Here is an 18,897-nt window from a genome sequence, read left to right on the forward strand (position 1 = left end):
CCCTCGGATGGTGGTGGAAGGAGCCAAGATGCAGAGGCTTGTGGCCGTCGCGGACGCCACGCTCGCCATGTGCGGGGCTGCTCGCACTCAGTCCAACAAGGCACTTGAGTGGCTGCCCGAGCGGGCCATGAGGACGATCCCGGGCCCAGGCGGCGCGACCGTCCTCAGCATCCGCCACTCCAGACTCGACGACAACTCCTTCATTCCCACCAGCTACGCGCAGATCAAGACCGACCTCAGGGTGGAACTGGGTATGTACGGCGCCGCACAGACCTCCTCGAATTTCATTGACATTGATGCGTTCCCAAGCACCATCAACCACCCGGGGCCAAGCTGCTTGGTCTTCGTGCGCACCCCCGAGTTGCGCATCGCGCCCTACGACAAGGACGGCCTGGGAATGGCGTTCTCCCCCGAGGCACCCAGTTCGGCGCTCGATACCGGGCGGATCAACCGCATCGATCCGGCGGTAGGCACGAGAATCACGCGCTGGCACCAGGCAATGGATGCGGTCACCTCGCTGCGGCTCGACCGCGCCTACCTGGGAGACAGGGGGTGCTGATCGTCATCGCCCTCGGGGGCAATGCACTTCTTCGGCGCGGGCAGCCCATGACGGTCGAGAACCAGCGTGAGAACGTGCGCATCGCCGCGCAGTCGCTGGCACCGATCGCGCGGCAGCACGACCTGGTCGTCGGCCACGGCAATGGGCCCCAGGTCGGCCTGCTGGCGCTGCAAGGTTCGGCCTATGCCGAGGTCGAGAGCGACCCCCTCGAGGTCTTCGGAGCAGAGACCGAGGGCATGATCGGGTACATGATCGAGCAGGAGCTCGGCAACCTGCTGCCCTCCGAGAGGCCGCTCGCGACGCTGCTGACCATGATCGAGGTCGACCCGAATGACCCGGCCTTCGCCAACCCGACCCACTTCATCGGCCCCGTCTATGCCAAGGACGACGCCGACCGGCTCACGCGGGCCAGGGGCTGGATCTTCAAGCGGGACGTCGACCAGTGGCGCCGCGTGGTCGCGTCCCCTGAGCCAAAACGAATTTTTGAGTCGCGGCCGATCCGGTGGCTGCTCGAGCGCGACACCATCGTGATCGCCGCGGGCGGCGGCGGCATCCCGGCCGCCCATGTGGCAGGCCAAAAGAGAAAGCTGACCGGCATCGAATGCGTGATCGACAAGGACCTGGCCACCGGGTTGCTGGCCCGCGAACTGGGAGCAGACTTGTACGTGATGCTGACCGATACGGACGCGGTGTATGCCGAGTGGGGCAAGCCCGGTCAACGAGCGATCCGCAGCGCAGCGCCAGATGCCTTGTCGGCCCTGCCCTTCGCGGCGAACTCGATGGGACCGAAGGTCCAGGCGGCCTGCCGCTTTGTGCGCGCGACTGGCAAGCGGGCCGCCATTGGTGAGCTGGTCGACCTGCGCCGCATCATCGCCGGCGAAGCGGGCACCACGATCGCCGCTGATGCCAGGGGCATCGTCTACGCCAGACCGTGACGATCCTTTGGGCTCCTCACGATGGCCGGCGAGCTCGGCGTCACTTTGGGGCCGCTGTCTTCGCGGCGGGTCAGCACATGTCGCTCGGCCCTCACGAGGAAGTGGGCGACCATCGCGTCGCCCCTGATCATCCGCGTGGCATGCATGCGGAACCAGCGCTTCTCGATCTCCGAATGACACGGATATTCGCAGCTGAACGCCGTCCGGGTCTCCGAAAGCACCGCTTCGAGGCCTCTGAGAACCCTGAGCGCCGACAGGTCGTCCAGGGAACTGCGCCGGCAAACCTCCAGATAGCTCGCACCGGGTCCGACCGACGAGGCGTCGGGATCTCCGTTGTTGTGCGCGAACTGCCTCCACTCGCGATTGACGAACCGGATCGTGCCGTGCTTGTCGATAACGGCCACGTTGCCAGAAATGGCGTCGATCACGTCCTGCAGCGTATGGTCCGTCGCCCGGCCCAGGAGCCTCGGCAGCACCTGATCGTCAAGCCTGGCCTCTGCCGCATCATCGGGGCTGTCCGCCTCGCCGTCCGACTCGAACAGGCATGCGTTCGACGGCGCGCCGGCCAGCGGAAGGAGCACGTCCAACACGGTCCCAGCCCCGGGCATGCTATCGATATGCATGACGCCACCATGGGCCCGGACGCGTTCCCGCATGCCCAGGATGCCGAACGATTCAGGCTTGCGCCGGTTCACGGATTCCATGCCCCGGCCGTTGTCCCGCAGACGCAGGGAAATCGAATTCGCAGGCACGTTCCCCAGCTGGATGCGCACCGCGCTGGCACGGGAGTGCTTGGCTACGTTGTTCAGCGCCTCCTGGACGACGCGGTAGAGGCAAATGGCGACCGCAGGGGATTCCAGCAACTCGTCGGTCCGTCCGCCAGCGACATCGATGTCGCACGCAATGCCGGACTGCTGGCTGAACTGGCTGGCCATGGCCTCCAGCGCAGGCAGCAGCCCCAGGTCCTCGAGCATGGGCGGTCGCAGGTCGTTCACGATGCGCCGCGTCGACACGACCGCTTCCGCCGCAAGGCCATCGATGCCGGCCAGCAATCCCGACAGTTCGGGCTGGCCGGCGGAATATTGTTCGGTGACCAGCCGCAAACCCATGCGAATGGCCGCCAACCTTTGTTGCAGATCGTCGTGCAGCTCGCGTGCGATGCGCTTGCGCTCCTCTTCCTGCACATGGTCCCGCGATGCAATGAGTCTTTGCAGCGCCAAATGCGAGGATTCCAGGTCGAGCTGCACCTCCCGCATGGCGCTGACGTCGCGCGCGGTCATGACCGCACCCGCAATCGCGCCGTCGTCCGTGAGGACGGGCGCGTAACTGTAGATTCCGATCCGTTGGGCACCAGTGTCGCGGCGCCGCAGCAGGTACTCGACGTTGGTCGCCGCGTCGCCGCGCAGGGCCCTCGAAAGCGGCCATTGCGCCAACGCCTCGAGACACCCTGCGCGGTCGAAGAGGTCCAGGAGCTCAGGGTAGTCGGCGAGCCGCCGGCTGCAGTCCGATCGCTTCTCGAAACCGTGAAACGAGGCGAAGGCATCGTTGATCTCGACCAGCCGGCCATCGACATCGCAGATGCAGACGGCGTCGCTCATGCTGGCGAGCGCCGCCTGAAGTTTCAAGGCGCTCGCGCGAAGATCTTCCTCGGCCTTCTTGCCCTGCGAGATGTCGCGCAGGATCGCCGTGTAGGTCGCAGGGCCATCGATGGAAATGCGGGAGACCCAAGCTTCGCATGGGAATTCAACGCCATCCAGCCGCAACGCCGTCACATCGCGCTTCGCTGGCGTCGCCGGCGGTGCGACCGGCGCCTCGACGAACACGGCGGCCTGCTCGGCGCGGCCGCGTCGGAGCAACTCGGGGACGAAGCGCTTCAGAGACACGCCGATCAATTGGTCTAGCGGGCAACCGAACATGCGCGCCGCCGCCGGATTGGCCTGTACGATGATCCGGTCCTCGTCGACAGTGAGGATGGCATCGAGCGCTGAAGCGAATACAGCCTCGCGCCTGGCTTCGCTCAAGGCACGCGCGTCGAGCATCCGGTTGAACTGCTGCGCGACCGACCGGATCTCCGGCGGTCCGGTGAGTCGCGCACCCGTCAACCTCTTGCCAGCGATGACTTCGCCTGCAGCTTGCTGCAGCTGTGCGACAGGACCCGAAATGGCCGCACTCAGACGCCACGCAAGGACCATCACCAACAGGCACAGCCCCAGGCCGATAGCGATGGTTCGCCGGACGGCGCCCCCGAAGTCGGCAAGGACTGCGGCTTCGGGCAAACCCGCAGCCACACGCCATTCGACGCCGGGGAGCGTCATGGAGGCCACGAGCCAAGGCTCGCCATCGCTTCCCTTCGCTAAAGCCAGGCCATCGGACATGCCCCAGGGGCCCGGCTCATCGGAGGCAAGCCGTGAGCCGACAGAGTCGCTGGGATCGGTCGACCGCAGCAGCACCGCCCTCGTGCGGTCCGTCACCGTGACAACCGCGTGCCCCTTTGCCGCAGTCCGCAGTTGGTGGTTCAGGGACGCCAAGTCGATGGTCATGACCAGCAGACCGACGTTCCTTCCCGTCTCGTCACGAATCGGATAGCTCAGCGCGGCGAGGTTGCGGCCCCGGCCGTCGTCGACCCGGACGCCGCTGGCGGCGAACGCGCCCGAAGACAAGGCAGCCACGGCCTCTTCGAGTCGATCCGAGCCCCTCGCAAGGGGAACGAGGCCCGGTCCGTATTGGCAAACGGACTTCCCGCGCGCATCCCACACCCCAAAGCCGAGCGCATCCGAGCTGGGCGACGGGTTTTCGGAGAGCAGCAGCTCACAGCTCGCCGGGTCGAGCGCTCGGACCATCGGCCGGGCCGACACCTGCGCCAACACCGACTCGTATAGGCCCAGCACGCGCCCCAGCTCCACCGCCGTCCCAGCGGCGAGATTCCGGACCTGGTCATAGGCGCCGTTGCGGGCACGACGGACGTCGTCATGGAGCACCCATGCCAGCAGCGCGGCGACCGGAAGCAAGACGGCCACCATCATGAGGATGATCCGGCTGCGGATCGAAAGCCTGTCAAGCCACGCGTGCATGGAATCTCGCCATCCGGGCAATTGCGGCAAATTGCGCCAAGTCGCACAGCATGCCGCAGAACGTCGAATTCTTTGCCGTGAGATTGATTTTGCGCATCTCGTTCATCCCCAATCGGGGGCACCATCGCCGCAGGACCGCGAAAACATGCGCAAGGTGCAGGTAGTGAAGGTGCTCTTGGTCGACGATTCCGAGGCCATTCGGGAGAGCTTCGGTGCACTGCTGGCGACGGCGCCAGGGGTCGAGGTCGTCGGCTGCGCAGAGGATGTGGCCTCCGCGCTGGCGGCAATCGCCTCGACTCGACCAGATCTCATCGTGCTGGACGCCAGGTTGCGAGGGCTCGACAAGGGGATCGACGTGCTGCGGCATGTCCGGCAGAACTATTCGGACATCCAGGTCGTCGTCCTGTCGGCGTTTAGCTGGGCGTCCATGCGCAAAAGGCATCTGGACGCCGGCGCCGTCGCCTATTTCGACAAGAGCACCGAGTTCTCGCAGGCACGGGACTGTATCGTGGCGCTGTCGTCCGCCCGATCCATCAAGGCGTCGACCGACCGCAGCTGACGGCGCCCCGCAGCACTTCTCAGGCCGCAACCGCCAGCCTCTGGTCGGGCCACGATACGGCGGCCGACATGGGGCAGTGCGCACTGGCGGGGGCGCGCGCGCCGTGGCCGTAGCGCCGCAGTGCATCGAAGTCGAGGATCTCGACACTGCGTTTATCTACGGTGATCAACGCCGCATCCGCCAGGGCCTTGAACGAGCGGCTGACGGTCTCGTGCGCCACGCCGAGGTAGCTCCCGATGTCGCGGCGTGTCATCGGCAAGTGGAGGTATTCGGCCGGATGGCCATGGTCCGAGGAGCGCCGGGAAAGATACACCAAGAATCTCGCAAGCCGGATTTCGGCTGCGACGGCCGCCATCATGTCGGAAAGCCGTGTCAGGTCGATCATCGCGTTGCTTACGGCGCGCATCGCACCGCGATAGAACGATGGCACGCTTTGTGCGAGGGCGAAGAAATCCGCAAGCGAAAGGGACAGGACGCTCGAATCCTCCAGTGCGACCGCCGCCATCAGGTGGCGATCGCCGCACAGTGCGTCGCAACCCAGCATATCGCCACGAGTGGCGAAGGCAAAGACCTGCTCGCAGCCACCCTCGTCGGTGCGAAAGACCTTGAAGCTCCCGCGGCGAACGACGCAGAGCGAGCTCGCCCGACCGCCTTCGATGAAGAGGGGCTCACGAGTGCGGAGGCGGCGAAGAGTGGGCTGGACGAAGGCGACCGCGCTGCCGCCGACGCCGGGGATGCCGACGAGATCGAGCATTTCGTCCAGGCCGGTCCGGCCGCCACCGCCAGGGCCGCGCATGCGTCCCGTCTCGCCCGGGGTCAAGGGCGATGATCGGGCGGATATAGGCAATGTGTTCACCGGATAGTCTCCGTCCTTGCTCGCCGCCCAAGAGGGATGGCGGCAGCCGGCAGGAAGTCTGCGACGAACGGCCTTTGCTGAACATCGGCTCGATGCGCTTCCAACCGGAGGAGATTTCCGGGTCGATTCGGAATATTCCGAACGAAGCCCGGGACGTGCGTTCGCTGGCTGGGCCCTGCTTGACTTGCGGAGATGCGCATTTGCGGTCAAAGTCCCGAGGCTGAGGCAATGAGCACGGTGGCAGTATTGCTGCCGGCCGAGGAGGGACCCTTGACAGCCTTGACCGTCACCGACCCGGCACTTCGACTGCTTCTGGTCGACGACCACACGATCGTCCGGGAGGGGCTGAAGCGTGTCCTCGATTCGGCCGGAAGCGGCTGGACGCTGGCCGAAGCGGTCACGGGTTTCCAGGCGCTGGAAATCCTGCGGGCACACGAAACTGACCTTGCACTCGTCGACCTGTCGATGCCCGGAATGAACGGCCTGGAATTGGTGCGGCGCATCAAGACCGAGTTCCCCGCTGTTCGGGTCCTGGTGTTGAGCATGCACTCGGAGGAACAATATGCACTGCGCGCCTTCAAGGCCGGGGCCGACGGCTATGTCACCAAGGACGTCGCCGCCATCGAACTCGTGGGTGCCGTGCGCCGAGTGGCGGCGGGAGGATGCTACGTCACCGAGAGTCTGGCCGAACAGGTCGTGCGACAGCTCTACGGGCCTGGCGATGCGCCGCTGCACTCACGGCTGACAGACCGCGAATTGGATGTGCTGCAACGCATCGCTGCCGGACAGCGGCTTACCGAGATCGGCGATGAACTCCATCTGTCCGTGAAGACGGTGAGTTCCCACAAGACGCGTATCCAGGAAAAGCTGCACGTCTCGAATTCTGCCGAGTTGGTTCGCTACGCGTTTGAGAACCGGATTGCGGATCCCTAAGGGCCGATAGCCCCCGGATCGCACGGCCTGACGATCTACTGCCCGCAGCGCGACGCCGGACTGGGAGTCGTCCTTCAGCCGCCGACGCCAGGCACAGACGACACGGGAGCCGGTGCTCAGTCCGCTGGACCCTGGCGATGTTCTTCGGCCCTCTATGGCGCTCAGCCTAGTTGAGTCCGCCATCTTCCGAATCCTCACGGCAATCCGCGTGAGCACATGGGCTCACTCCCTGCTTCACGCATTGACGCGGCTGAAATCTCCTCAAAATTGTGGAGGCCGTCGCGATTGTCCGTTGACAACCGGGCGTTCGTATAGGGTGCGCCAACGGCACCCGGACCGCAATCAGCCAACTGAATACGGTGACTGGACCGTGCGCCGGTGCGCAGTCTGATTCTTACCAGCACCACAAGAATGAGCCGTTGCACTCCGCCTTGGCTTACAAACGCGCGCAGCCTGCTCCAACTACCATTGAGCGAAGGATTGAAGTGGTCACGGCTGTGACTCCCCAGGGTTCAATCAGTGCCAGATTGAGGAAGGTCAGTCGTCGGGACGAAGGGGCTCGTCGCTTGCCGGGCTTTGGATCGACCGGTTGGCAAGCACGGGCAACGCGGACCTTGCGATCCATCGCCCCGATCCCTGCTCTACCCCGATCGTCCTCACGATGTAGCCGAAGGTCAGGTTCTGAAGTGGACGAGTCGGTCGCGAAGGGATCGGCTTTCAATGGTCGCCGTCGTTCGCCCCAGAAATTCGACCGGCGGCAACCAGTCTGGAGCACGCGTTCGAACCAGGCCGTCGAACTGGGCGTAGCGGCCACGAGCGGACACTCATGACCGCCGACTGAATCGGATACAACATCCGTATGAATCAAGTCGCACAGCCAGACCACCGGTCGTCCGAGCATCATGGGCTCGTCATCATCGAGGGCATCATGGGCTCCGGCAAGTCGACAACCATGAGGTTCGTCGCTAAAGCACTGGAAGATGCAGGACGGCCGGCACTTGCTGTTCACGAGCGCGCCGACCCGCACCCCGTCCGAGCGACCGATGAACTCCAGCACTGGTTCGAACCGTGGCGGGAATCCACGGCTGAACAGCTGGCGGCATGTGCACTTTCGAGGTGGCGCTCGTTTGCGCAAACGATTCGAGTCGACCTTGCTGTGCCCGTGCTAGACGGTCAGCTGTTTCACGGCGACCTTACCAATCTCTTCCTGATGGAGGCGAGCCTCGATGAAATCGCGACGTACTGCGACAGCTTGGTTCAGCTCATCGAGCCATTGCGCCCGCTCGTCGTCTACCTGCGCCAGGAGAACGTGGAGCGCGCCGTGCGCACCGTCTGCGCGGAGCGGGGGGAGGCCTGGTTGAAGTATCAGGTCGATTGGAAGTTGAAGGGACCGTACGCGGTGCGCCGGAATTTGGTTGGTCTCGAAGGCCTCATCGCGCTGTACCAGGACTACCGACTCATGACGGACGCGCTGTTCGACCGACTGCCGCTGGACAAGATGGCTATCGAGACTCGGGGCGAGACTGGGCGCGGTACAACCGGCAGGTCCTGGAACGGCTCGGTCTGGACGGCGTACCAAGCGCCAGTTGAGGTGCGTGTTACAGGCAGAATTCGGGCCACAAACGGACCTTCGCCCACGCCGCCCGTTCGCGAACACCCTGAGGCCGGCGACGTCGCTGTCCGGCTACAGTCGCCAGCTGCGGACGGTCGCACCCGACCTTGAAGTGACCTACCAAGGAGACTGATTTGAGATGTGCATTCGAAGCGAAATGGAGTCTGCCCAGCGTTAGTCAACGGGGATGCGTCGCGCACATTCAAAGGCACTGCCAAAATGTCGCCGCTCTCGTCTTCACCGCGGTGTTAACCGCTTGCGGTGGTGGCGGAGGGGGTGGTGGCAGCGGCAGTGTCGCGCTTGGGGCTGGCAACGATCTTGGCGCTACGTCCGCAGCCCCATCATGCGACGCACCTTCTATCACGTCGCAGTTGCCGGCGACCAGTGCACTGAATGCGCGGGCCAAGTGCTTCGAATTGAACACGCCTTATGTGCCGCCACCCGGCAACGCTCTGGAGCACAGCGCATCGGGATTTGCCAAGACGATGTGTTCGGCCGTATTCATCACCGGTGTTGATCCTGCTGTCGCTGCCGAAAGCCTTGGATACTTCGTTGCGCCGTATGCCCAGCGCAAATCGATTGGCGCTCCAGTCGTTGACCGCAGCAAGAATGAGGTCCGCGTTACGATTCCGAACGGCCCGACGCTGGTGGCACGCTATTTCGGTTCACAAGGGTGCATCACCTTGCCGCCCGGGAAGGACGACGTCCTTTTCAAGCCGGTGCAAGTCCAGAGCGCGCTGGCCGACCCGGCGACCCTGCCTTGGCCGATGGGCGATGCCGCGCTGGCAGATCGCCTGTCGCAGCTGCCGGCGCCGGTGGTGCTCGACCATTTCGCACTGGCCGAAGCCGGGCCACAGGAAGGCGGCGGCGTGCTGATCGACCTGCTGCGCACCGGGCGTATGCACGTGAAGCTGTCGGCTCCCTATCGCCTCGCATCTCCCGGCCTCGCGGCGCGATGGGCTCGCGTATTCCTGCAGGCCGCCCCGCAAGCCGTGCTCTGGGGAAGCGACTGGCCGCACACGGCGCGCGAGCCCGGGCGAGGGGCTCACCAGGTGAGCCCCTACCGCCCCGTCCCGCCTCAGACGCTCGCCGCAACGTTTCGCGAGTGGCTTGCCACGCCAGGGTTGCGACAGCAGGTGCTGGCCGGAAACCCCCGGGCGCTCTACGCGTTCTGATGCCGGCACAGGTGGCTGGCGCGCCTGCAGTTGGGCGCTTTCCGGTCATTCCCATCGCCCACCCCTTTGGCAAGGTCAGAAGTCGAGTTTGGGCCCCAAGCCGCCTGCGAGTTCTTGGATCTCGATCGCCGCAGTCAAACGTACTTTGGCTGCCAGCACTGCAAAGCCGTCCTTTCGCTGAGCGTCGTCCGAGCGCCGTGTCGTGCGGTCCTGATGTTGAAGTCGTTGAACTCAGCTAGCCATGTCATTGAACCTCGCTAGCCGCTCAGCGAACTACGCTAGCGCGGCTGTAGTAGTTCCCATAGCGCAAGTCCCGTTCGTGCCGGCTGACGAGCTGCAGCAACCGAGCGAGGTTTCCGCACGCAAGCACCCGGCTGCTCGGCACCGTCGTGAACTCTTTGCTGTGCTGCGGGCAAGCCGACAGATTTGGGTCCAACCACTTCCACTGCCAGATTGGCTCAGTGACATCCAAAGGGTTTAGAAACACACACCGTGCGCGCAATAGCAGTAGCGGGCTCGCTTGCGCGTCAATGGCAACGACACGTGAATTGCCATGATCCGCTCTCGGCTGAGGCGAGTGAGGGCGCCAAGCACGTCAACCGAGTGACTCCGAAGGGGCTGCATCGTTGGCCACCCTGCCCCATCTTCAATCTGAAGATCAAGTTCGTGCCGGGCGGCAAACTCCAGCACTGTCATCCGGTAAGGGCTGCCAGGCGCCCGATCCATCCACCGAGCACCTCGGCTTCGAAACGGCCGGGGAGCCACTGGCAACGGACGACGCTCAATGGTCGGCATTGGCGACATGCTTCAGGTGCTCCAGCGTGATGTGCTCGGTGCCGTCCGTGATCGCCAGCGCAGCCGCTTCATTGAGCGGTCGCGAAATCTCTCCGGTCAGGCCGTCGCTCGCGGCGAGCACGAGCGCTGAGCGATCGCACGTTGCATCAGGTCCGAGGGCTTGCGCAGCGGCAGCACTCGCTCGAACGCTCCCAGCAGTCGCCGGGGTCATCGCTCTCGCGCCAGCGCGGGGTGTCGAACGGGGTGAAGCGACTGATCATCAGGGCGCCGGTGGTCAGGGCCAATGGTGCATCGGGTGCCGACCAGCACGCTCCTGAACCTCAGGTCGTTGGCAGGGAACTTCGGCAGGTTGCGGGAGGCGCGCTGTTCGCGGTAGTTCCCGGCCAACAGGTGATGCACTTCGTCGACGACGAGCATCCGCGGCGCAATCCGGCGTAGCAGTTCGCGCGCAAGGCGCTCGAGTACGGACAGGCTCGCGCTTGCGCTATGCGGGGCGCCAAGCACGAACAGCAAGGCTCTGTGCACCCGGTCAAGCGTCGCCTCCGCGACGAGCGACGACGTCTCTCGCGGCGTTTGACGGGACGCGCTTCTTCAAACCGGCGGCCTCGACCGCGCCCGAGCCTCAAACACGACACGCCGAAGCTGCCTACTCGGCGCGAATGTCGTTGTTCTTGACCACCTCGCCGAGCAGCTTGTAGTAGTCCCGGGTCAGCGCCGCGAGCTGCTCGGGCGTGCCGCCGCCGGCGTCGTCGCCGCGATCGGCGATGGTCTTCTGGACATTAGGTTCCTTGAGGGCGCTGTTCATCGCCGTGTTCACCTTCTTCACGATGTCGGGGCTCAGGCCCGGCGGGCCGTACAGGCCGATGAAGGAGATGATCTGGAAGTCCTTGATGCCGGCTTCGGCGGCCGTGGGCACGTCGGGGAAGGCAGGCACCCGCTTGGGGCCGGTGACCATCAGCGCCTTGAGCTGGCCCGACTTGAGGAAGGGCGCGACCACCGACGAGGCATCGAACATGGCGGGCACGCGGCCTGCGATCAGGTCGGTCATCGCCGGGCTGCTTCCCTTGTACGGCACGTGGCTCATCTTCGGCTTGCCGATGCGCTCGCGGAACAGCTCCATCGCGGTCTGCACGAGGCTGCCGGGCCCGCCCGAGGCGTAGTCGACGGCCTTGCCCGCCTTGTCCTGCGCCTTGATCCAGGCGATGAACTCGGGGACATCCTTGACCGGCAGGCTGGTCGGCACGACCAGCATCAGCGAGGAGGTCAGCAGCAGCCCGATGGGTGTCATCTTGAGCGGATCGGCCACCGGCGTGTTGCGGTAGGTGTGCGGGTTCAGCACCATGTTGCTGCCGTTGCCCACGAGCAGCTTATAGCCGTCGGGCGGTGCCTTGAGCACGTAGTCGGTGGCGATGTTGCCGTTGACGCCGGGCTTGTTGTCGATCACGACGCTCTGGCCCAGGCTGGCCTGCATGCCGGCTGTGAGCACGCGCCCGGCGAAGTCCGTCTGTCCGCCCGGTGGATAGCCCACCACCAGCGAGACCGGCTTGGTGGGCCAGGCGCCCTGGGCGAGGGCAGATGCGGCCAGAACGCCGGCGCCGAAAGCGCTGAGCCCGTAGTGCAACGCGATGCGGCGCGACAAGGTGCGCTTCGATGGGATGCTGTTCATGAGGGTCTCCGATGTTGGTGAGGCTGGCGGGGCTGGCGGGGGCTGGCGGGGGCTGGCGGACCATCATAGGAGCGTGGGATGGGCCTCACAAGTCCCGTAGCGGGTCATCGAACAAAGCCAAACCGTCACTCCTTTCCTTGCGGCGCAACCGTTCGACAAGTTCGGTCGCGCGGTGCTCTGCCTCGGCGACGCGCTCGCGCGCAGGCCGAGCGCGAGATAAGCCAGTTGCGCGACCGCCAGGCAGCGACGGCAGGGACGTTGCGTCAGCTCGAGGCGCACCGCGGTGGCGAAGGAGACGCGAAGCCTCCCACCGGCCGTGCAGGCAGGGGTCGGAAGCGCTCAGAATGAGCCAGCGTTGCAGGTGCGGCGCAGGCGACCGGTCTATGGGCGTGGAGCATGGCGCAGAGCAGACCACTGCTGATCCGGGAACGCTGCGCGGGCGTCCGGGCCCACTTGGCGTGCGAGAAGCATCGCGAGTGCATCTCGCAGGTCCCCGGCAAGAGGACCTGGGGCGCGAGTGCTGATCGCTACCTCGCGTTCATGGCCGCAACCACCGCGGCGCCCATCTCCTCCGTTCCCACCCGAGTGCAGCCGGACTGGTAGATGTCCCCGGTGCGCAGCCCGTCGGCCAGCACTCGGCGCACGGCGCGTTCAACGCGCTCCGCGTTGGCCGCCTGATCGAACGAGAGGCGAAGCATCATCGCCAGCGAGAGGATCGACGCCAGCGGATTGGCCAGGTTTTTGCCGGCGATGTCCGGCGCGGTGCCGTGCACCGGTTCATAGAGTCCGAAGCTGCCGGCGGCCAGCGACGCCGAAGGAAGCATGCCGATGGAACCCGTGAGCATCGCGGCGGCATCGGACAGGATGTCGCCGAAGATGTTGCCGGTGACGATGACGTCGAACTGCTTCGGCGCGCGCATCAACTGCATCGCGGCCGCGTCGACGAAGAGATGCGTGAGCTCCACGTCGGGATAGTCCCGCCCCACGCGCGTGACCACCTCGCGCCACAGCTGCATGACCTCGAGCACGTTGGCCTTGTCGACCGAGCAGAGGCGGCGCTGGCGCGAGCGCGCGGTGCGGAAGGCCACGTGCGCGACGCGCTCGATCTCAGGCTCGGAATAGCGCATGGTGTTGAAGGCCTCGCGCTCGCCCATCGCGTTGATGCCGCTGCCGCGCGGCTCGCCGAAGTAGACGTCGCCGGTGAGCTCGCGCAGGATCATCAGGTCCAGCCCCTCGACCACCTCCGGCTTGAGGGTGGAGGCGCCGCGGAGTTCGGGAAACAGGAACGCCGGCCGGAAATTGGCGAACAGGCCGAGCTCCTTGCGCAGCCGCAGCAGGCTGGCACCGGGCCGCATCATGAATGGAATGGCCTCGTCGCCCGGCATGCCGGCCGAGCCGAAGAGGATCGCGTCGGCCTTGCGTGCGATCTCGCTCGTCGCGGCCGGCAGCGGATCGCCGGCGGCGTCGATGCCGGCCTGGCCGATCGCGGCCTCGACGAGCTCCAATGGCTGGGTGTGGCCCACCACCGCCTTGAGCACCTTGACCGCTTGCGCGGTCACCTCGTGGCCGATCCCGTCGCCGGGCATCACTGCAATCTTCATTTCTGGATCCTTTCTGGAAATTGAGGGGAAGTCATTGCGGCGCGTGGTGGCGCTCGAATTCCTCGATGCGCGCGCGCTGCGTCAGCGTGTAGTCGATCTCGTCCAGGCCCTCCAACAGGCAATGGCGAGCGAAAGGGTCGATGGCGAATGGTTCGGTGCGGCCATGCGGCCCGGTCACCACCAGGGCTTCCAGGTCCACGCGCAGCTGCGTGCCGGGCGCTGCCAGCAGCGCCGCCAGCAGTTCTTCGACCACCGGCTCGGGCAGGCGCACCGGCAGCAAGCCGTTCTTGAGCGCATTGGCTTGGAAGATGTCGCCGAAACTCGGTGCGATCACGGCGCGGAAGCCGCCGTCGTGAAGGGCCCAGACTGCATGTTCGCGCGAGGATCCGCAGCCGAAGTTGTGGCCTGCCACGAGGATCCGGGCCCCTGCGTACGCGGCGGCATTGAGCACGAAGTCGGGTCGGCGCTGGCCCAGCGCATCGTGCCGCACGTCGTGGAACAGGTAGTGGCCGAAGTTGTCCGAGCGCGGCTTCTGCAGGTAGAGCGCCGGCACGATCTGGTCGGTGTCGATGTTCGCGCGGGCCAGCGGCGCCGCGACGGCTTCAACTTGACTGAAAGCTTGCATGGTTGCGAGTCGGTGCGTTTCTGTTTTTCAGGAGGCGGAAGGCAGGGCCCGCACGTCGGCGAGTCGCCCGGTGACGGCTGCGGCCGCGGCCATCGCCGGGCTCATCAGATGGGTGCGCGAACCCGGGCCCTGGCGGCCGACAAAATTGCGGTTCGAGGTCGAGGCACAGCGCTGGCCGGCGGCAACCTGATCGCCGTTGGTGCCCAGGCACATGGAGCAGCCCGCATGCCGCCACTGGAAGCCCGCTGCCCGGAAGACGGCGTCCAGCCCTTCGGCCTCGGCCTGCCGCTTCACAAGGCCGGAACCCGGTACCACCCAGGCTTCCACGCCGTCGGCCACGCGCCGCCCGCGCGCCACCGCCGCGGCGCTGCGCAAGTCTTCGATGCGGCCGTTGGTGCAGGAGCCGATGAACACCCGGTCGACCGACAGCGCCGTGAGCGACTGGCCCGGCTCCAGGCCCATGTAGGCCAGCGTGCGCTGCAGGGCGTCGCGCCGTTCGGCGCTGGGCGCATCGGCCGGGTCCGGCACCCGGCCCGTGATCGGCAATGCGTCCTCGGGGCTGTTGCCCCAGGTGACCATCGGCGCGATGTCGTCGGCGTTCAGTCGCACTTCCTTGTCGAACACGGCGCCCTCGTCGCTGGGCAGCCCTCGCCAGCGCGCCAGCGCGGTGTCCCAGGCCGCCCCTTGAGGGGCATGGGGGCGGCCCGCCAGCCATTCGAAGGTGGTGTCGTCGGGCGCCACGAGGCCGGCGCGAGCCCCGGCCTCGATCGACATGTTGCACACCGTCATGCGGCCTTCCATCGAGAGCGCGCGGATCGCTTCTCCGGCGTACTCGACGACATGGCCGGTGCCGCCCGCGGCCCCGACCTTCGCGATCACGCCGAGGATGATGTCCTTGGCCGACACGCCCTCCGGCAGCCTGCCGTCGATGACCACGCGCAGCGTGCGCGGCTTGCGCTGCCAGAGGGTCTGCGTCGCCAGCACGTGCGCCACTTCGGAGGCGCCGATGCCGAAGGCCAGCGCCCCCAGCGCGCCGTGGGTGGCCGTGTGGCTGTCGCCGCAGACGATCACCGCGCCGGGCAGGCTCAAGCCCTGCTCGGGGCCGACGACGTGGACGATGCCCTGACGCTCGTCGTCGAGGCCGAAGAAGCGGATGCCTGCGGCGGCGCTGTCATCCTGCAACGCCTGCGCCATCGCGCGCTTCTCGGCGTCGGCGATGTCGGCCAGCACGCGGCTGCCGGTGGGCACGTAATGGTCGGGCGTCGCGAAGGCGAGGTCCGACCGGCGCACACCGAGGCCGCGCTGGCGCAGCATCTCGAAGGCGGGCGCCGAGCCGTCCTGCACGAGGTGGCGATCGACGTACAGCAGGCTCTGGCCGTCGTCGCGCTGCATCACGACGTGCGGCTTCCAGATCTTGTCAAAGAGCGTAAGCGGAGCGGGGGCGAGTGACATGGGAGTGACCGGCGTGCGGAAATGAATCAGTCGAGCTTGGCGCCCGAGATGCGGACGATCTCGGCATAGCGCTTGGTTTCGCTGGCCATGAAACGGCCGAAGTCCTCGGGCGTGCCGCCGCCGACTTCGGCGCCGAACGCCAGCATGCGCTTTTGCAGTTCGGGCGACTTGAGCACCGCGTTGGCCTCGGCGTTGAGCTTGTCGATGATGGCGCGCGGCGTGCCGGCCGGCGCCGACAAGCCATACCACGACGAGGCATAGACGTTGGGCAGTCCCACTTCATCGAAGGTCGGCACATCAGGCAGGGCCGGGTTGCGCGTCTTGGAAGCGACCGCCAGCGCGCGCATCTTGCCGCCAGCGATGAAGGGCAGGCAGGTGGTGGTGTCGAGCATCAGCGACACGTGTCCCGCCGCCACGTCGGTCTCGGCCGGCGCGGTTCCCTTGTAGGGCACGTGGACGATGTCGATCTTGGCCGCCAACGCGAATTGCACGGCCGCCAGGTGCTGCGAGGAGCCGACGCCGCCCGAGGCATAGTTGAGCTTGCCCGGGTTGGCGCGCGCCGCGTCGATCACGTCCTTGACGGACTTGAACGGCGAATTGGCGGGCACCACAAGGATGTTGGGCACGGCCGAGACGTAGATGATCGGCTCGAAGTCCTTGACCGGATCGAAGCCCAGCTTGCCGTAGAGACTGATGTTGACCGCGTTGGGGCTGATCGATGACATCAGCAGGTTGTAGCCATCCGGCTTCTGGCGGGCTGCCAGCTCGGTGCCGATGTTGCCGCCTGCGCCGCCGCGGTTGTCGATCACGAAGGGCTGGCCGAGTCGGTGGCCCAGCAGATCCGACACGATGCGCGCGGTCGTGTCCACGCCTCCGCCCGCGGGCCACGGGACCATCAGCTTGATCGGTTGATTCGGATAGGACGCCGCGGCGTCCTGCGCCGGCGCCGCGGCATGCCATCCAAGCAGGCTGGATGCGAGCAGCCAGACATGCAATTTCTTCATCATTCGGTGTCTCCTGGTTGTAGGTTCTCCGCTGCGATCCTATGTGGGGCGCCGGGGCGCGGCAATCACAATAAAGGCATGCAAGGTATGAGTAAAATTCAGTCCCATGAGCCGTCGTCTGCCCCCTCTCAATGCATTGCGCGCCTTCGAGGCCGCAGCGCGCTGCGGCAACTTCACTCGTGCCGCGCAGGAACTCTGCGTGACCCAGGGGGCGGTCAGCCGTCACATCGCCACGCTGGAAGGCTGGCTCGAGGTGCAGTTGTTCGATCGCGGAAGGCATGGCATCCGGCTGACTTCCGCAGGCCAGTCGTACTTCGCCAGCATGCGCGTCGCGCTGGACCAGATCGAGCACGGCACGCGCCAGTTGCAGCAGCGCTCCGACGAGCGGCTGCTTCGCATCAAGGTGCCGCCCACCTTCGCGATCCGCTGGCTGATCCCGCGGCTGGCACGCTTCCATGCGCTGCATCCGCAGGTCGACGTGCAGATCACCACTTCTCACAAGCCGGCCGACTTCGATCGCGACGACGTCGACGTCAGCATCCATTCCGAGCCCCGCCCGCCCACCGGCGCGGGCTTCAGGCTGCTGTTCCGCGAGACGCTGCTGCCGGTCTGCGCGCCGGGCCTCATCGATCGCGACCCGCCGTTGCGCGAGCCCGCCGACCTCGCGCAGCACGCGCTGCTGTGTTCGCTGAACCGGCCGCAGGACTGGCCGACCTGGCTGGCGGCCGCCGGAACGCAAGGGATCGACGGCAACCGCGGCCTCAAGTTCGAGAACGCGGCCATGGCCTACCAGGCCGCGGCGGAACAACTCGGCGTGATGGTGGCGCTGCTGGCCTTCGTGCGCGACGACCTCGCGAGCGGCCGGCTGGTGGCGCCTTTCGACCTGCGCGTGCCCACCGAGGGCGGCTATTTCATGGCTTGGCGCGCGGAGCGGCCGGTGCCCAAGCGCGTGAGCGACTTCGAGGCGTGGATCGCGGCCGAGGCCGAGGCAGCCGAGGACCATCCCATTGAATGAGTTTTACTCATTTCTCACATGACTTAATTGTCATTGAGGTGGCCGCGTCACTTCGATATCGTCGGCGCAAAGTTCATTTGGAGACAGAAGTCTTCTTTCGGCGCTCGGCGCCGGGTTGGCTGGCACGACGTACATGAAAATCCTCGCCGAAGGTCTGCAATTTCCTGAGGGTCCCGTGGCCCTGGTCGACGGCTCGGTGGTGCTTGTGGAGATGCGTGCGGGCAGGATCATCCGCGTCACGCCCGAAGGCCGCGTCGAACAGGTCGCCGATTGCGGCGGCGGGCCGAACGGAGCGGCGATCGGACCCGACGGCGCGCTCTACGTCTGCGACAACGGCGGTAGCGCCTATGCGCCGGGGCGCTTCACCTCGATCGGCCCAGCGCCCGGCTACCAGGGCGGCAGCATCCGAAGATTCGATCTCGCGACCGGCGACGGCCGCGTGCTCTACACCCATTGCGATGGCCATCGGCTCTCGTCGCCGAACGACCTCGTGTTCGATGCGCTGGGCGGGTTCTACTTCACCGATTTCGGCAAGAAGCACGCACGGTCGCGCGACAACGGCGGCCTCTACTACGCACTGCCCGACGGCTCCCGCATCGTCGAGGTCGCCTATCCCCTGCTGGCCGCCAATGGCGTCGGCCTCTCGCCCGATGGCGCCACGGTCTACGTGGCCGAGACGGAGACCGCCCGCCTGTGGGCCTTCGACCTGGTCGAGGCGGGATGCATCCGCAAGCATCCCTTCCCCTCGCCGCACGGCGGGCGCCTGGTGTGCGGGCTGCCGGGCTTCCAGCGCTTCGACAGCCTGGCGCTGGACGCCGGGGGCCAAATCTGCGTCGCCACGCTGATCACGGGGGCGATCTCGGTCATCGCGCCGAGCGGTGAACTGAGGTCCCAGGTCGCGTTTCCGGACACCTACGTCACCAACATCTGCTTCGGCGGGCCCGATCTCAAGACCGCCTTTGTCACCCTGTCCGGCGCCGGTCAACTGGTCTCCCTGCCGTGGCCGCACAGCGGCCAGCGGCTCCATTTCAACGCCTAG

General features: G+C 66.2%; 17 protein-coding genes. 8 read left to right on the forward strand and 9 right to left on the reverse strand.

Features of this window, described 5'->3' with window-relative positions:
• The first annotated feature begins 28 nt into the window (after positions 1–28).
• Together QTI17_RS29840 and arcC are read left to right on the forward strand one after the other, a co-directional pair.
• A complete protein-coding gene (locus QTI17_RS29840; RefSeq protein ID WP_286537362.1) occupies positions 29–559 on the forward strand; it encodes a hypothetical protein in 531 nt (176 codons plus the stop codon).
• Positions 553–1,494, forward strand: coding sequence for a carbamate kinase (gene arcC / locus QTI17_RS29845; protein ID WP_286537363.1), 942 nt, complete (start codon positions 553–555; stop codon positions 1,492–1,494). The genes QTI17_RS29840 and arcC overlap by 7 nt, the downstream gene beginning before the upstream one ends.
• Here the strand turns inward: arcC and QTI17_RS29850 are convergent.
• Positions 1,479–4,517, reverse strand: a complete 3,039-nt coding sequence (locus QTI17_RS29850; protein ID WP_286537364.1) for a PAS domain-containing protein — start codon at positions 4,515–4,517, stop codon at positions 1,479–1,481. The genes arcC and QTI17_RS29850 overlap by 16 nt on opposite strands.
• Between QTI17_RS29850 and QTI17_RS29855 the strand changes: the two genes are divergently transcribed.
• Positions 4,516–5,124 carry a response regulator gene (locus QTI17_RS29855; protein WP_286537365.1) on the forward strand — a complete coding sequence of 203 codons (609 nt, stop codon included), beginning with the start codon at positions 4,516–4,518 and terminating at the stop codon, positions 5,122–5,124. The genes QTI17_RS29850 and QTI17_RS29855 overlap by 2 nt on opposite strands.
• Before the next feature lie 19 nt (positions 5,125–5,143).
• Here the strand turns inward: QTI17_RS29855 and QTI17_RS29860 are convergent, their stop codons facing one another.
• The gene (locus QTI17_RS29860) at positions 5,144–5,980 is read right to left on the reverse strand and encodes a Crp/Fnr family transcriptional regulator (protein ID WP_286537366.1); all 837 of its coding nucleotides are present in this window, start codon (positions 5,978–5,980) and stop codon (positions 5,144–5,146) included.
• Positions 5,981–6,250: 270 nt separating this feature from the next.
• Here QTI17_RS29860 and QTI17_RS29865 point away from each other — a divergent pair, with 270 nt between their 5' ends.
• From QTI17_RS29865 to QTI17_RS29875, 3 genes are all read left to right on the forward strand, one after another.
• Positions 6,251–6,913, forward strand: a complete 663-nt coding sequence (locus QTI17_RS29865) for a response regulator (protein ID WP_286537367.1) — start codon at positions 6,251–6,253, stop codon at positions 6,911–6,913.
• An 859-nt stretch (positions 6,914–7,772) separates the two neighbouring features.
• Entirely contained in the window at positions 7,773–8,636 is an 864-nt protein-coding gene (locus tag QTI17_RS29870) for a P-loop NTPase family protein (protein WP_286537369.1), read from the forward strand.
• A 305-nt stretch (positions 8,637–8,941) separates the two neighbouring features.
• Positions 8,942–9,700, forward strand: coding sequence for an amidohydrolase family protein (locus QTI17_RS29875; protein WP_286537371.1), 759 nt, complete (start codon positions 8,942–8,944; stop codon positions 9,698–9,700).
• Between the two features lie 781 nt (positions 9,701–10,481).
• Here QTI17_RS29875 and QTI17_RS29880 read toward each other — a convergent pair.
• From QTI17_RS29880 to QTI17_RS29910, 7 genes are all read right to left on the reverse strand, one after another.
• Complete coding sequence (locus QTI17_RS29880; protein ID WP_286537373.1) at positions 10,482–10,616, reverse strand: hypothetical protein; 135 nt, start codon at positions 10,614–10,616, stop codon at positions 10,482–10,484.
• An 86-nt stretch (positions 10,617–10,702) separates the two neighbouring features.
• Positions 10,703–10,999 carry a TniB family NTP-binding protein gene (locus tag QTI17_RS29885; RefSeq protein ID WP_286537440.1) on the reverse strand — a complete coding sequence of 99 codons (297 nt, stop codon included), beginning with the start codon at positions 10,997–10,999 and terminating at the stop codon, positions 10,703–10,705.
• Positions 11,000–11,141: 142 nt separating this feature from the next.
• Positions 11,142–12,161: a Bug family tripartite tricarboxylate transporter substrate binding protein gene (locus QTI17_RS29890; RefSeq protein WP_286537376.1), complete on the reverse strand. Its 1,020-nt coding sequence runs from the start codon at positions 12,159–12,161 to the stop codon at positions 11,142–11,144.
• Between the two features lie 527 nt (positions 12,162–12,688).
• Positions 12,689–13,762, reverse strand: coding sequence for a 3-isopropylmalate dehydrogenase (gene leuB / locus QTI17_RS29895; RefSeq protein WP_286537379.1), 1,074 nt, complete (start codon positions 13,760–13,762; stop codon positions 12,689–12,691).
• 31 nt (positions 13,763–13,793) lie between these two features.
• On the reverse strand, positions 13,794–14,387 hold the full coding sequence (leuD, locus tag QTI17_RS29900) for a 3-isopropylmalate dehydratase small subunit (protein ID WP_286537380.1): 594 nt from the start codon (positions 14,385–14,387) through the stop codon (positions 13,794–13,796).
• 27 nt (positions 14,388–14,414) lie between these two features.
• The gene (gene leuC / locus QTI17_RS29905; protein ID WP_286537381.1) at positions 14,415–15,839 is read right to left on the reverse strand and encodes a 3-isopropylmalate dehydratase large subunit; all 1,425 of its coding nucleotides are present in this window, start codon (positions 15,837–15,839) and stop codon (positions 14,415–14,417) included.
• Between the two features lie 26 nt (positions 15,840–15,865).
• Complete coding sequence (locus tag QTI17_RS29910; RefSeq protein ID WP_286537382.1) at positions 15,866–16,843, reverse strand: Bug family tripartite tricarboxylate transporter substrate binding protein; 978 nt, start codon at positions 16,841–16,843, stop codon at positions 15,866–15,868.
• A gap of 106 nt (positions 16,844–16,949) precedes the next feature.
• On the opposite strand from QTI17_RS29910, the gene gcvA reads away from it, so the two are divergent.
• The gene (gene gcvA / locus QTI17_RS29915; RefSeq protein WP_286537384.1) at positions 16,950–17,858 is read left to right on the forward strand and encodes a transcriptional regulator GcvA; all 909 of its coding nucleotides are present in this window, start codon (positions 16,950–16,952) and stop codon (positions 17,856–17,858) included.
• 133 nt (positions 17,859–17,991) lie between these two features.
• On the forward strand, positions 17,992–18,897 hold the full coding sequence (locus tag QTI17_RS29920) for an SMP-30/gluconolactonase/LRE family protein (RefSeq protein ID WP_286537385.1): 906 nt from the start codon (positions 17,992–17,994) through the stop codon (positions 18,895–18,897).

Source organism: Variovorax sp. J31P179, from assembly GCF_030316985.1.
Taxonomy (GTDB): domain Bacteria; phylum Pseudomonadota; class Gammaproteobacteria; order Burkholderiales; family Burkholderiaceae_C; genus Variovorax; species Variovorax ginsengisoli_B.